The organism is Sorangium sp. So ce302 (assembly GCF_051530145.1).
Lineage (GTDB): Bacteria > Myxococcota_A > Polyangia > Polyangiales > Polyangiaceae > Sorangium > Sorangium cellulosum_B.
The window spans coordinates 9512322-9525186 of record NZ_CP150326.1; the positions used below are offsets into that span (position 1 = coordinate 9512322).

Consider the following 12865-nt stretch of genomic DNA (forward strand, 5'->3'; position numbering starts at 1 on the left):
CTCGCGCCCCCTCACCCGTCGGGGAACGGGATGAACTCGATGTCGTCGCCCGGCACCTTGGGAAAGAGCCCTGCCTTCCAGTCCTGCTTCGCGCGCTCGATGCGCTCCGGCGAGCTCGAGACGAAGTTCCACAGGATGTGGCGGTCGCCGTCGAGCGCGGCGCCGCCGAGGAGCATCACGCGGCTCTGCGAGAGCGCGCGGAGCTCCGGCTGCGCTCCCGCGCGGAACACGAGCATCGTCCCCTCGCCGAAGCGCTGGCCCTCGCAGCCGACCGACCCGTCGATCACGTAGGCCGCGCGCGCCGCGTGCTCCTCGGGCAGCGGGAGCGTCGCGCCCGGGTCGAGCTCCGCGTGGACGTAGAGCGTCGGCGACAGGACGCCGACCGGCGAGCGCGCGCGGTAGGCCTCCCCCGCGATCACGCGCAGTACGGCGCCTTCCCGGGTGACGACGGGGATCGTCGCCGCCGGGTGGTGCTCGAAGCGGGGCGCGTCCTCCTCGTGCTCCATCGGCAGCGCGAGCCAGCACTGGACGCCGTGGAGGTGCGCCTCGTGCGCCAGGTCGCCGCGCTCGGAGTGGACGATGCCGCGCCCGGCGACCATCCAGTTGACGTCGCCCGGCCGGATCGGCTGCGCCGTGCCGAGGCTGTCGCGGTGGAGGATCTCCCCCTCGAACAGGTACGTCAGCGTCGCGAGCCCGATGTGCGGGTGCGGGCGCACCGAGATGCCCTGCCCCACGGCGAAGCGCGCAGGGCCCATGTGGTCGAAGAAGACGAACGGGCCGACGAGCCGGCGGCGGACCGACGGCAGCACGCGCCGCACGGAGAAGCCGCCCAGATCGCGGGCGCGCGCGTCGATGACGAGCTCGATCGCGTTCGCGGACGAGTCCACGCAGGCGGGTTCATGGTCGGCGTAACGGCTCATCGGGGGCTCCTTCGCAGCGCTGGGCGGGGGTGCGCGGGGCGTCGCCTCGGTCCAGGGATCGCTACCCTAGCCCAGGAGGCGCTCCGGATGTGTAGCGGCGCGTCGCCCAGGTGTTTGTGTGGCTGCGTGTGAGGTGGTGCCAAGCCGCCGGGGGCCTGCCGTGAGCGCGGAACCGGGGAAGTTCTTGGGCAACGAATAATTCGCGCATCCACGTCGGCCGTGCCCAGCCGAAGTCACGCGGGCACCGTCGAGCAACTGCTCCAGGCGCCGCCGGTGCGCTGGATAGACCTTCCGCTGGCCGTTGTTGGCGCGATGGTTACGGAGGCCCATCGAGTCTTCGGCGAGGAAACGCAAGCGGACCCGGCTGTTCGTCGAGCGGGCGACCAAGAGTTCTTGCGCGATGCATGCCGGCGTCCCTCCGGCATCCAACCTCAGCAGCATCAAGCAGCGGATTCGGTGGGCTCCATCCCGCGCCGTACGGGCTCTTTCCCGCAGTACCCGCTTGTTACGGGAACGAAGCCGAAGAACGTTGTCCCCATCGGCCTCTCCCCCTCGTGGTGGATTCCTTCACCAAGCGCCCACGAGCGTACGGAGAGGCCGACCTGCAAGCTTCACGTTCAAGCCCTTGGAATTGCTAGTATTCCCGAATCAGGATCGGCTATTTGAACGGCGCATGGCACATACCAACGGGCGCCGGCGGATCGTCCTTGCATCTGCGGCACGCAAGCTGGGCTGAACACATGGAGCGTACAGGTGCACGGATGCGCAGCGCCGAAGGACTAAAGTTTGACCCCAAGCATGAGAACCGCGTTAAGCTTTACGCGCGCGCCCCGCCCGCGCCATGTGAGCGCCGATACAATGCAAGCTACCCATAATACGGTCGTAGCCGTTCGCACAAGTGTCGACGATAGGTCGGATCTTTCAAGGAGCGCATCCGCAATGACTGCAGATCGCTACAGTTTACGCGAGGAGAATATCCAGACTCGGCACGGTTGCGATCTGGCCCACATTCGGCAACCCTCTATCCTGCGATTGTACTGGAATGGCGTTCGATGAGATACTTCGGCTCCAAGGGATCGACTGTGGAGCGACTCTACGAGCTAATCGCGCGTGAGATTCCATCGGGTTCATTCTGTGACCCGTTCGGAGGGATTGGCGTTATTGGATCCTTCTTCAAGTCCAAGGGCTACGCGGTTTGGACCGGAGACATTCTTAGATTCGCACACTACTTCCAGATTGCACGCGTTCAGCTAGAACATCGACCCCGATTCAACACACTGCGCAAGAAACTGCGACTCGACCGCGTAGCGGACGTCGTTGCGACGCTCAACCGCGCACCTTCGTCCGACGGCTGGTTTGCCTACGAGTATGCGGTTCGCCGTCAATTCTTTCACCCTCAAAACGCGCGCCGCATCGACGGGTGCCGGAGGTTGATCAGAGCATGGCGCCGCCGCGGGTGGATCACCAGTGCTGAACATGCGGTGCTCGTCGCATCGCTCATCGACTCGATGGACCGAGTCGCCAATACGGCGGGCACGTACTACGCCTATCTCAAGGAATGGCATAGAAAAGCCAAATCGCCGTTCGAATTCTCGCTCATTCCACCGACGTCGGGTCATGCAAAATGCAAGAGTTCGCTTGAGGATGCACGCATCCTGGTTCGAAAATCACATTTTGATGTCTTGTACCTGGATCCCCCTTACAACCAGCGATCGCACGCACACTACTACCATCTTCCTGAAACGATTGCGGCGGACGCAAGCCCCGCGATCCATGGCTCTTCCGGGATTCCGAATAAGCTTCCGTCACCCTCCGACTTCAATAAGCCGGGAGTGGCCTTCGATGCACTAAGGGATACACTCGACGGAGCAAAGTTTAAGCTTCTTGTGATGCATTATGCCGATGATGGAATCATTCATCCGCTGGACCTCATGAGTCTGCTCCGCGAGTACGGCCGCGTGCAGCGACGTACGCTCATCAGCAAGGGGTACACTACCAAGTGTGGCGCGCGGGAGACGCCACATGCGGTGTATCTGGTACACCATGGCTGACTTATTGCCGCGCTGGGACTCGGACAACGTCGAAAGCCTCCGGCAATTCGCGGACGTGCAACTTGTTGCGGTAGACATTGATGGTACCGTGGTTTCCACCCAAACCGCCGACGTCTTCAGGAGCATCGCAAAGCTCCAGCGGACGTTGAGCCAACCGCGGCACGGTGTTACCCTGATTATCGCGACCGGAAGGACACTCGCGGGCGTGCTCCCCGTGGTTGCCCCCCTCGGCCTTCCTCCAGCTACGCCCTTGGTGCTCTATAACGGGAGTGTTGTCGTCACCCACAATCGCGACACCACCCTGCTACATCGCTCAATTCCGAATGAAGCACTGGGTCATGTATTGACCCTTGCAGAGCGCTATCGTGCAAGCGTGTTTGCCTACATTTATACGGGCACCGAGGCACAGCCGCTGGGCTTGTCACAGGTAAAAGAACTCGTTTTAGGATGGTCCTCCGGCAGTGCAGTTCCGCCAGAATTCAACGGGATGGACGTCCAGTGGCGGACAAATTACGGGTCGGTACCGGACTCGGCAGCGCCCTCAGCGATCTTGATCGACATCTCAACGCTAGGTACGCATGGCGCCGAGCTTCTCCTGCATCTCCGTGACATTCGCGGCATTTCGCCAACTCAAAGCGGACCGCGGCTAATCGAGATCCGTCCTGATGGCAGTAACAAAGCGATGGCACTCGGGCATGTTGCTAATAGACTGCACATTGCTCGCGAACATACATTGGCGATCGGCGACAATGATAACGATGTCGAGATGCTTCGCTGGGCTAAGATTGGCGTCGCTGTCGCCACAGCATCACCGGCTGCGCGCTCGGCCGCTGGCTTCATCTGTCACTATGGCGTAGCCAAGGGCGTCGTCGAAGTTTTGAAAACGATTAGGCACGCAAAGCGGTTCTTCTCCGAGCGGGGCAACAGACATGGCTGATGATAGATCCTGGCTCGATGTTCTTCATGCGGTCGTGCGCTCCTACGAGCACCGACTGTTGACCGAACGAACCTTCGCGACAGACTTTCAAAGGCTCATTTCAGCGCCCGATTCGCCATTCGAGGCAGCAGTGTGTCAGATCGTCCGCAAGCCTCCATTCGAAGAGGTTCAGGTTGGAACCAGCGGCAGCGGCCCTGCGAGCGATGTCAAGACCGTGCGCGACATGGACTCGTTTGCGACGTTTGCCCGGCTGTCTTTCTGGTGGAAAAGGACGCCGTCGCATGATGTGAATTTTTCCGATGAAGTCACATCGGCAGTCATCGAGTTGGTGAAGGCGTACTGGAAGGGGTCGTTCCGAGACTCCAAGTCACGGCTTGTGTCGTTTCAGTACGAGGCTGTTAACAAACTCGCCAGCGAATCGATTTCGAGTCTACTGGACGAAGGAGAAATCGTATGCGTCTTCTTTGCCGATCTGGATCAGTTTAAGCTCGTAAATGATCACCACGGCGAAGAAACTGGCGACCGGGTGATCCTCGAGTTTGGCGCGGAGCTAGACCGTAGCGCGCGTGCAGATGCCGTTGTTCTGCATCGAAGCGGCGATGAGTTCTCCCTACTTTTTCCTGCAAATAGTATCGAGGACGGCCTGCTTCTCGCACGACGCGTGATGTCGGCCGTTAACGCTTACGAGTTTCGCATCGAACCGGCACGCGTCGGAATATCGATGGGAATTGCCCCACTCCGACGGGGCGATACCGTACCGTCGTATGGCGAATTAGAGTCTCAGGCCGAGCGTGCGTTAAAACCGCGTTCTGGTCCGAACCAGGGAAAGCAGCGTGGGCGTGCACGCGTATGGTGTGAGACCAATGTGCCGACGTGTCCGCGCCGGGAGCAGCATAACGAAAGTATCGCAGTTGCACTGCTGAAGTCCAACATCGCGTCAAAGCGGCCGTTTTTGAGCCCATGGCTGAACCTAATTTCGGAGCGGGCCGCTGACTCGGTGGCGGACGATAGGATGGACGCCGCCGAATTGGATGGTCCGATCACCGAGTTGCTGCAATGGATCGGGCCTCAATTTGATGCGTCCCTCCTCTGCGCCGCGCAACCCTCCGGCGCTGTGGGCAGCCTTGCCCCGAGCTTCTCTCAGCTTGACTGCCTGTTGGCCATCGCGCATGGGCTGTACCGTGGAATCTACCAGCGAGGGATCCGCCCGGATAGCTCCACGGAACTGCTTGTTGTTTCTACCGGCACGGAGTGGTTACTGCAAATCGCACCTGACCGGCGGCCGCTTTTTGCGCTGCCCACGCCTGATGAGCTCGACGAGGACCGCACGCTCCGCTTGGGTGGATTCGCTTCTAGGTCTGATGAAGCGAGTGATAAGGCGCGCACCAGGCGGGCGCTGTTGGTACGGATCGGTCACGAACGGATTCGGCTACCAGAAGCCCTCTTCGCGGAGACGGTTGTACTTGACGATCGCCCGAACCGTGGCGGCGGCCTCCCCGATTTCTGGGAAGCAACCGTGGCTCGCCTTGTCGCTCACGTCGCCACCAACGAGAATGATGTCATTGTATACGCATTGGGCAATGCGACATCGGGTGCACAGACGATCGCAAAGCTACGAGATGCTGAGAACTGGCCAACCAACGCCGAGCAAATTGCATACAAGACGGGCATGTCTCTGAAAGACATCGGGATAGCGTCGAAGAGAATCGCTGGCAATTTTTTTCACATGGATACGGAAGAGCAACTCGTGGTGCATCTTGTCGATCACCTCATGGCTCCCATCCATGTTCGGACTTCGAGTCAACCGACGTCTCGGTCTCATTCGCGCTACTTGCGGCGCGAGTTGGAAACCAAGGGCATGGAGTTGACGACATTTGACGGTTGTCGAGTTCGCACAATTGCTGAAGCGTACCCTCTCGTCGTCGAGATTGCGCGAAAAGCCGGGACGGGTGCGAATGTCCGCGATCAGTCGGGTTCGCTTTTGAGCGAGCTGATTGATTTTCGGGTTCATTTGACTCAGCCGACTCAAGACATGATTCCTGCATTCTACGAGGCGGAAAGCGCCTCGCTCGACCAGTATTTTCGAAGCGAGTTCTGTGAGCAGGACGGCCTCTTCGCGAAAAAGCTTCGTGAAACCAGACAACTTGAAGCTGTGGTCGCACATGTGGCGAAGGTGCTCTCCGATCCGCTTCGCCAGGCTACCACGCGGCGCGCAATATTGGTCATTCCTCATGAAATTCCACCGAGCGGGGAAGACATTGCTCCTCTGGGACTCGTATCTGTGCGGATTGTTCCGCGCCTCGTCGCGGGCGGTGTTCGGTTGTCATACAGCTTCTCTTGGCGAACCGTTGAGGCGCTCGTAGGGTTCCCATACAGCATTTACGGGTCGGTTAGGTTCGCGGAATACGTTACCAATCTGGTGCAGCAACGAGTGTCACATCGACCCGGCAGAACAATTGAAATCGGGGAGGTGTCGTACCTCGCGCATAGCTTGCACATGTTTATGGATCAATATGGCCAGAATATTGCCCGGCAGATTGTCGATGATGCGAGCATCTAAGGATGCCATAGACTTGACTTCTTTACAGTTGGCGCGATTCGCTCAAGCTGCAGCTGACATGCGATGGTGTTTCTGGCATTTGCGAGTCGAACTTCATCCTGATTGTTATGGCTTCGGGTGGGGTGTCCGCGCTTCGGCTTCTATGGAGGCACCCCAATTCTCAGGTGGCCGGAGCGTCGCGTGAGCTTGACCGAAGCCCTGTCGGGCGCAGAAATCTGGTTCGTACTCGCTGACGATACGCCGGGAGCTGCCCGATGCCTTATCGAAGCTCGGTGTGTTTTCGTTTATCGACACGGCCTCATATTTGTTCAAGTCGAGAGCGATGCTGCCGCGCAGCGGCTTAGCACGTTGATGTGCGGCGTTCCAAGCCAGCGCTATCTTGACAGGTTCTATTTGCCCAGCCTGCATGAACCGCGACAGAAGGAGCGATTGATAACGCTATTCTTTGATGCTATAGCGGCGAGCTACGATCGTCTAATTGATCGTGACCGAAACATTAGTAACGTTCGATTCATGCTGAACGTGATCAGAGACAACTTGCCGCGTAGTGCGACTAGGACGATCGTTGACCTAGGCTGTGGAACCGGCGTGTCATTGGTCGTTGCGCGAGAACTGGGGTTCGACATCGTCGGCGTCGACCCCTGTCCGTCCATGAGGCGCATTGCGCGTGCTCGTGGGATGCAGGTCATAAGCTCGAGGGCCTTTGCGAATCGGCATCAAGAATACGCGGCGGCGATCGCATCCTATCTGCTGCATCTGCTGGCCTCCCTTGACGTAGTCCGGTCTGCCTGGGAGCACTTGTCTCCAGATGGGATATTCATGGGTAACTGTCATAAGGGGGTGAATCACGCCGAAGTGTCGGCGCTTCTTGGTGGTTTGGGCGGCACATCATTGCGGCACTCCGTGTCTTCAGACTGTGTGAGTCATGGCCCGTATGTCGCGTTTGCCAAAAGAAACTGAAGGGGCGCCGTTCCTGCCGCTTGCGGCCGTGGAGGAGTCGCTAGCGCGGGGCGGGGTGCCGCACGAGGTGAGTGGGCTTCTTCTAGAGCTGGTCCACATGGGTGTGCTGCCGCGCTATACTGCGGCCGATGCAGAGGTGGTGCTCCAAGACGATCTCTTGGAGGTGATGGCATGCATCGACGCGGCCCTTGAAGATCCGCGTGCGGTGGTTTTTCAGGCGGATCTATTCTCTCGTGGTGCGCTTTCTTCGTTTCCCGTACTTCCCGGAACGACGGTTGAGCTGCTCCGTAATCCGGAGGAACTGCCGCACGCGTTCTCACCTGCAATTCGCAATCTGCTGCGCACTGTCGCAGCCGTCAAACTGGGAGACAAGGAAAAGCTGATCAACTACATTGGGGCAAGCAGACTACTGACGTCCTCAAGGGTAGCCTTAGAGCATTCGATTGAGCAGGTTGAGCGGGCCAACATCATCTCCGGACAACGGGCGAGCACGTTTGCGAATTCGGCTTATTACATGGGGTCGAAACGAGCGTTGGCGGGATTCTTGGTTGAGGCGCTGGCCGGTATTCTGCCCCCAGATGGGGTAGTTTTCGATCTGATGTGTGGCTCGGGTGCAGCGTCAGGGGCGTTTGCATCGACATGGAGGACGATCGCATCGGACGCCCAGGCATTCTCGATTCACCTGGCGACCGTTCAGGGAGGCGGGATGACTGTGGCGCGCGCAAGGGCATTGTTGAGCCGGATCATGCCAGCGGCCCGCGAGCACGTTGTCACCTTGCGCCCGCTCCTCGGGGAGTTGATGACGATCGAAGATGACATCATGCACGGCAACATCGACGAGGATGCCGTAAGAAGATACCGCGAGTTTGTTCGTGCGGTTCCGGTGTATCCGTCGTGCGCAACCATGGGATCGTGGAATCCATCATCGGAAGTGCACCGGCGTAAGGCCGGGGCGCGCGAAACCCCGTACCTCTTGTTTGCGGCCTATTTCGCAAATGTATACTTCGGGCTTCGCCAGTGTGTCGAGGTCGACAGCCTCAGGTTTGCAATAGAGTCAGTCGCCGAACACCAGGACAGGACATTTGCGCTAGGCGCACTGGTAGCTACACTGAGCGCTCTAGGTACCACCTATGCCGCGCACTTTGCACAGCCGCCGATCAGGTGCGCTGAGGACATTTCGGTAGCCAACCTACATCGTATACTTGATACCAGAGGAAGGTCCGTATTTCATGAATTTGAGATGCGCCTCTTGAGTCTTGCGGAGGCGAGCGAGGGGTGCAGGTACCCAATTGAGCCAGTCGAGGGCCCATGGTCAAATGCTCTTAAATGGGCACAACGAGAGCTGCGCAATCAGCCGGTCGCGGTCTATGTAGATGCGCCTTATACACGTGATGAGTATAGTCGATACTACCATCTTTTGGAAACTGCCGTAACATACAACTATCCGTCATCGGATGGTGTCGGTCGGGTTCCGAGTAAGCGAGCCGGCGATCGTTTTGCGTCGGAGTTTTTTACTCGATCAAGAGAACGATTCGAGCGCACGTTGGCGACGATTATCTCGACGGTGGTCCAACAGGGGTATACGTGCGCGTGGAGTTGTGCGAGTTCCGGTGTTCCACGGATCGACGCCGTCATAAGTCAGGTTGTTGGTTCGACTGGAGTATCGGTTAGGTCGGTTGCGGCGGCGTACTCGCACAAGGCGCAAGGCGGCCGTCGTGCGAAGGAGGTTGTCGAGTACCTTCTGATGTTTGGTTCGGCGCGCAAGGCATGAAATGGGCGGATGCGGATAGGACATTGTAGCGCCCTGTTGACGCTCAGGCTGGCTGATGGTCCGCCGAGCAAGCTGCTTGATGGCCATCGCGGGCGTGCGCGGTTGCGGTCAAGCAGAGCGATGGCCATCGCTCGGACGCGCGCCGCAGGGCAGCTCGCAATGGCCATCATGGTTGGTGGCCGTCGGCGCCGGCGAGGTGTCCCTTCGCCAGGGCCGAGGTGGCGCCCGTCGTGTGGGTCAGCGTCAGCTGCCGTCCGTCCCCAGGTCGCCGACGATGCGCGCCATCACGTCACGCTCGACGAGTTTCTTCTTCCGTCGCGCCGTAAGCGCCCGGCCATCGCCATGGGCACGGCCCCTTGCGGCTCTCGCCGCGGTCGACGATGCTGGGCGCGGGCGGCGTCGGCCCACGACTCGGCGCGGGCGCAGGCGGTCCTGAAAGAAGGCCCGGCGAGGCGGCATCCGCCTGCGTCGCCGGCCGAAGCTCGCGTTGTTCAGGTCGCGTCGACGTCGCCGGCGCTCGGAGCAGCACGCGGCGATCTCGCCCATGCGTCGGGCAGCAATTCGTCCAGCCGGTCGCGCGGCCAGCCTGCCTGCAGCTTGCCGATGACGTCTGTCGCCCAGGCGAGCGGGTTGACTCCGTGCATCCGACACGAGCCGAAGATCGTATAGCCGACGGCCAGGCGCTGAGCGCCCTTGTCGGAGCCCGCGAATAGATAGTTCTTTCTTCCGAGGGCTACACGTCTTTAGCTGCCGCTCGACCTCGCCGTTATCTATCTCGAAGCGCCCATCCGTGAAGCAGCGCCGCCACGCAGCCTCCTGATTGATGGCGTACTGGGTAGCGATGCAGAGCGGCGTGCCTGGCACGAGCCGCAGGTGCAGCTCGTTAATCCACTGATACAGCTCGTCCACAACGGGGAGCGACCGCTCCTGCCGGCGCGCCAGGCGCGGCTCCGTGGAGAGCGCCTCCTCTTTGCAGGTCGCCTCGATTCGGTAGATGGCCTTGAAGTACGAGAGCGCCACCGCCGCTCGCGCGTCGCCGCCCTTGGCCGCCTTCTCGAACTTGGCGCGGATGTGCATCCCGCAGCCGAGCCGGCGCTCCTCGGGCACGATCATCTCGCCGTCGTCGCCTCCGCGGAGCATCGCGCCATAGCCCGCGTACCCATCGCCCTGCAAGTAGCCGGTGAAGCCCTGCAGCAGCGCGGCTGGATGCTTCGCCTTCCAGTCCGGTGCGTACAGGAACGCCACGAGATCCGCTCCGACGAAGGCCCAGATGTGGCCTCGCTTCACCCCCGCCGGATGATCTCGATCCAGCACCCGCATCCCCGTGTCATCGGCGCGCAGATAGAACGAATCCAGCACCCGCTCCCCGAGCCTCTCGGCCACGGGAGCGAGCACATCGAGCGCGAACGCGGACCAGTCTCCCAGCGTCGACGGCGACAGCGACACGCCGAAGCGCGCGTACTGCTGCGTCTGCCGGTACAGCGGCATCGAGTCCTCGAACTTCTCGACAAGGATGCTGGCGAGCAGCCCCGGTCCCGGACGCCCTCGGTCCATCACCTTCTCGCTGTCCGCCGTCGTTACGCCCTGCTCCGGGCAGCGCGGGCAGGCGAGCTTCTCCCGCTTCTCCTCGATGATCTTGAACTGCGCCGGCACGAACTCGAGCACTTCGCTCGTACGATGGCCAATGCACTTCTTGTCCGCGCCGCACTGCGGGCACGTCCGCTCCGCCTCGGGGACGGGCACCACGCGCGTCTCACGCGGCAGGTGTTCGGGAAGTGGCGCGCGCCCGCCTCGTCCTCGCGGCGGCTTCGGCGGCTCAGGGGGTTGCGGCACCAGCCCCTGCTCCGGCTGCGGCGGAGCGTCCGCGCCGAGCTCCGAGCCCGCCGCCCCCGGCGGCGCTTCCGCCCCGAGCTCTGCGAACATCAGCATCAGCTGCTCGGTAGAGACCTGCTGGCTCTTGCGGCCGTACAGCTCGCGCAGCGCGCTCGCGAGCCTCGCCGACAGCGCGGTGTTCTTGTCGCGCAGCTGGACCAGCAGCCCGAGCACCAGCTCGATGAGCTCCGGAAGCTGCCCGGCGGCCGCCAGCTGCTCGAGCTTGCTCCGCACGTCCGCCAGATCGGCGGGCAGTTGTGCCTGGGACTGAAGAGGACTGGTCACGTGGCGCGCGAGATAGCTATCCCGCGCGAATCCATCAAGCTTTGCTTCGACGGAGCAATTTTTCTCACGCTGGGCCTCCAGCGCTTGCGCCGCACGGCCTCGGACAGGTCGAACCCTTCGAGCATCAGCGACAGCTCGGCCGCCTCGACCTCGACGTGGGTGGCCCCCTTGGGCAGGTCGCCGGCGAGATGGAATCGCCCGCGAGCCAATTTCTTCGCCACGATCATGTAGCCGGTGCGGTCCCAGAACAAGACGCGCACCTGGTCACCTCGCCGATTCCTGAACACGAACAGATGCCCACAGAGCGGGTCGGCTCCGAAGCGCTGAGAGACCAAGGCCGACAGCCCATCAAAGCTCTTGCGCAGGTCCGTGGGCTCGGCTGCGATGTACACCCGCACCGACGGCGGCAGCGTCAGCACGGCGTCTCCTCGGCCGCGAGCGCCAGGACCCGCTCGAGCGTGGCCGGGTCGAAGCCCGGCCGGACCCGCACCACCCGCCCGTTGGGCAGCGCGATCTCGATCGGCTCCGGCACGATGGCCGATGCGTCCGTCACCACGTGGACCGGCAGAAAGCGTGGCGCTTCGGTCAACGACGACGGCGAGGGCTGGTCAGCTCGCAGCTTCCAGCGCCACCAGTACAGCTGCTTCGGCTTGTACCCTTCGCGCCGCGCGAACTTCTCGGCGCTCAGCCCGCTGCGCTCCCATCGCTCCACCCGATCGGCCCACTCCACCCTCGTTGCCATCGCTTCCTCCTTCGTCGCGATGGGAACTGGTAACCGGCCCCGACGGGCTGGTCACGATGGCGGTGGTCGGGCGGTTACGTGTTCCCTGCCTTGACGTCGGGAACATAAACATCGTCCAGCGCGTGTGCGGCTCGCCACTCTTCGACGGTCAGTCGGTGATGGGGGACGGTGTGTCTTGTCGAAGGCGCCGTCGTGGAGCATGAGATCCCGAGAGCTGCCATCGCCAAGAGGTTCAGTGCGACCCATGGTTTGCTGCCCATCCATCGCAACACGTTCCGCCGCAAGGCTCGGCCGTCAAGACGTCGAGCACGATGATACCCTCGCCGGCTACGACGACTGCCCAAGGCACGCTTCTTCAAACTCAAACATGCCATCTTGCTCACCCTGCTCAAGCTTTTCCCTCACTAGGGAATAAGGGACGTTGGGAGGCACGTCCACAGCAGCCAGCCGCGGCAGATCACTGAGCTCCGAAGCGCAGCCAAGGGCACGAAGCTCCTCGCGCGTTTTCTGGACGTCCTCTTCACGAGCAAACCACAGGCGTATGGTGCTGTGGCCTGATGGCTTTACCAAGCTATCGTACCAGAGGTCCCCGTCTGGCCCCCGTCGCGCCGTTACCACATCGCCATCTGCAACCTCGCGAGCGTAAAATGGAATATTGTCCAGTTGATAGCCGTCCTCATGGGGGATCGCCCATAGGCTCTCGACTTCATAATGGTCGGGGATGCCGCTGTCGTACTTAAATAGAATCTTTACGTGTGTCATTGGTA

At 61.3% G+C, this 12865-nt stretch carries 9 protein-coding genes and 1 pseudogene; 5 read left to right on the top strand and 5 right to left on the bottom strand.

Annotation, left to right across the window (positions count from 1 at the left end; translation table 11 throughout):
• Nucleotides 1-11: 11 nt before the first annotated feature.
• Complete coding sequence (locus WME73_RS36010; RefSeq protein ID WP_437912474.1) at nt 12-920, bottom strand: pirin family protein; 909 nt, start codon at nt 918-920, stop codon at nt 12-14.
• Between the two features lie 1052 nt (nt 921-1972).
• On the opposite strand from WME73_RS36010, the gene WME73_RS36015 reads away from it, so the two are divergent.
• The 5 genes from WME73_RS36015 to WME73_RS36035 all read left to right on the top strand — a co-directional run bounded on the left by WME73_RS36015 (nt 1973) and on the right by WME73_RS36035 (nt 9199).
• A complete protein-coding gene (locus tag WME73_RS36015; protein WP_437912475.1) occupies nt 1973-2971 on the top strand; it encodes a DNA adenine methylase in 999 nt (332 codons plus the stop codon).
• On the top strand, nt 2964-3908 hold the full coding sequence (locus WME73_RS36020) for an HAD family hydrolase (RefSeq protein ID WP_437912476.1): 945 nt from the start codon (nt 2964-2966) through the stop codon (nt 3906-3908). Before WME73_RS36015 ends, WME73_RS36020 begins: the two co-directional genes overlap by 8 nt.
• Nucleotides 3901-6468 (top strand): diguanylate cyclase, encoded by a 2568-nt coding sequence (locus WME73_RS36025; RefSeq protein ID WP_437912477.1) that lies wholly within the window; start codon nt 3901-3903, stop codon nt 6466-6468. Before WME73_RS36020 ends, WME73_RS36025 begins: the two co-directional genes overlap by 8 nt.
• Nucleotides 6469-6981: 513 nt before the next feature.
• Complete coding sequence (locus WME73_RS36030) at nt 6982-7428, top strand: class I SAM-dependent DNA methyltransferase (protein ID WP_437917473.1); 447 nt, start codon at nt 6982-6984, stop codon at nt 7426-7428.
• Entirely contained in the window at nt 7403-9199 is a 1797-nt protein-coding gene (locus WME73_RS36035; protein WP_437917529.1) for a hypothetical protein, read from the top strand. Before WME73_RS36030 ends, WME73_RS36035 begins: the two co-directional genes overlap by 26 nt.
• Before the next feature lie 491 nt (nt 9200-9690).
• On the opposite strand, the pseudogene tnpC reads toward WME73_RS36035, so the two are convergent.
• From tnpC to WME73_RS36055, 4 genes and pseudogenes are all read right to left on the bottom strand, one after another.
• Nucleotides 9691-11356 (bottom strand): annotated as a pseudogene (gene tnpC, locus WME73_RS36040) (IS66 family transposase).
• Nucleotides 11353-11775, bottom strand: coding sequence for an IS66 family insertion sequence element accessory protein TnpB (gene tnpB / locus WME73_RS36045; protein ID WP_437912478.1), 423 nt, complete (start codon nt 11773-11775; stop codon nt 11353-11355). The pseudogene tnpC and the gene tnpB overlap by 4 nt, the downstream one beginning before the upstream one ends.
• A complete protein-coding gene (tnpA, locus tag WME73_RS36050; RefSeq protein ID WP_437912479.1) occupies nt 11769-12098 on the bottom strand; it encodes an IS66 family insertion sequence element accessory protein TnpA in 330 nt (109 codons plus the stop codon). The genes tnpB and tnpA overlap by 7 nt, the downstream gene beginning before the upstream one ends.
• Nucleotides 12099-12425: 327 nt before the next feature.
• Nucleotides 12426-12860, bottom strand: a complete 435-nt coding sequence (locus WME73_RS36055) for a DUF4265 domain-containing protein (protein WP_437912480.1) — start codon at nt 12858-12860, stop codon at nt 12426-12428.
• Nucleotides 12861-12865 lie beyond the last annotated feature (5 nt).

Coding starts and splice junctions, on each gene's coding strand:
- WME73_RS36010 (WP_437912474.1), bottom strand. CDS start 920: ATGAGCCGTTACGCCGACCATGAACCCGCCTGCGTGGACTCGTCCGCG.
- WME73_RS36015 (WP_437912475.1), top strand. CDS start 1,973: ATGAGATACTTCGGCTCCAAGGGATCGACTGTGGAGCGACTCTACGAG.
- WME73_RS36020 (WP_437912476.1), top strand. CDS start 2,964: ATGGCTGACTTATTGCCGCGCTGGGACTCGGACAACGTCGAAAGCCTC.
- WME73_RS36025 (WP_437912477.1), top strand. CDS start 3,901: ATGGCTGATGATAGATCCTGGCTCGATGTTCTTCATGCGGTCGTGCGC.
- WME73_RS36030 (WP_437917473.1), top strand. CDS start 6,982: ATGCTGAACGTGATCAGAGACAACTTGCCGCGTAGTGCGACTAGGACG.
- WME73_RS36035 (WP_437917529.1), top strand. CDS start 7,403: ATGTCGCGTTTGCCAAAAGAAACTGAAGGGGCGCCGTTCCTGCCGCTT.
- tnpA (WP_437912479.1), bottom strand. CDS start 12,098: ATGGCAACGAGGGTGGAGTGGGCCGATCGGGTGGAGCGATGGGAGCGC.
- WME73_RS36055 (WP_437912480.1), bottom strand. CDS start 12,860: ATGACACACGTAAAGATTCTATTTAAGTACGACAGCGGCATCCCCGAC.